This window comes from Massilia sp. P2_C2, from assembly GCF_056404615.1.
The window spans coordinates 1-910 of the sequence record NZ_JBFUDR010000641.1 but is presented as its reverse complement, the minus strand read 5'-3'; the positions used below and the strand labels follow the sequence as shown (position 1 = coordinate 910).

2 protein-coding genes are annotated in these 910 nt (G+C 64.8%); both read left to right on the top strand.

Annotated features, from left to right (window positions below; all coding sequences use genetic code 11):
- Positions 1-98: hypothetical protein (locus AC1DYX_RS31560; protein ID WP_477266205.1), on the top strand; the 98-nt coding region annotated here is incomplete at its 5' end.
- A gap of 187 nt (positions 99-285) precedes the next feature.
- The coding region (locus tag AC1DYX_RS31555) for a lamin tail domain-containing protein (RefSeq protein WP_477266203.1) at positions 286-910 on the top strand (625 nt) is incomplete at its 3' end.

Genomic DNA, 910 nt, shown 5'->3' with positions numbered 1-910 from the left:
CGGGCAAGCTGCCGCTGCACCTGATCGAAGTGCAGTCCGGCAGCTACCTCGGCGAGGACGACATCGTCCGCTTCGAGGACGTCTACCAGCGGGCCTGACCTTCCCGCGCGCGTCTGCATTTCCTGAATGCGGATGCGCTTTCCTGCCGCAAGCGCCGACCCTGTCCTGACTGGATGGCCACCGATTGGTTCAAACGAACCAATCCGGGGTCATGATGTTGTCAATTTGTGCATTTAATATTCCTATTAAGTGTTGCATTGGCATTCACCCCTTCCAGGACACCCCATGAAACAACGCGCAGCTTTTCACTCTCCAGGACGCCTGACGGTGCTGGCGGCCTTGCTGGCCGGCCTGTCGGCACCCGTGTTCGCCGCACCAGGCGGTGTCGTCATCAGCCAGGTCTATGGCGGTGGCGGCAATTCCGGCGCCACGTACAAGAATGACTACATCGAACTGCTGAACACCGGCGGCACCGCCGTCACGCTGAACAACTGGAGCGTGCAATACGCGTCGAGCGCGGGCACCACGTGGCAGGTGACGAAGCTGCCGCCCAGTGTCACGCTGGCGGCGGGCCAGTATTACCTCGTGCATGAGGCGCCGGGGAGCGGCGGCACGGACGCGCTCGCACCGGACACGGCCGGCACCATCGCCATGAGCGCGACGGCGGGCAAGGTCGCCCTGGTCAGCTCGACCACGGCGCTGGCGGGCGGCAAGCCGGTCGACAACGTCGTCGACTTTGTCGGCTTCGGCACCACCGCCAGTTACTTCGAAGGCGCCGGCCCGACGCCGGCGCCGTCGAATACGCTGGCCGTGCAGCGCAAGAACAATGGCTGCCAGGACAGCGACGACAACAGCAGCGATTTCGTCGCCGGCGCAGCCAACCCGCGCAACACGGCCAGCGACCGCGTGT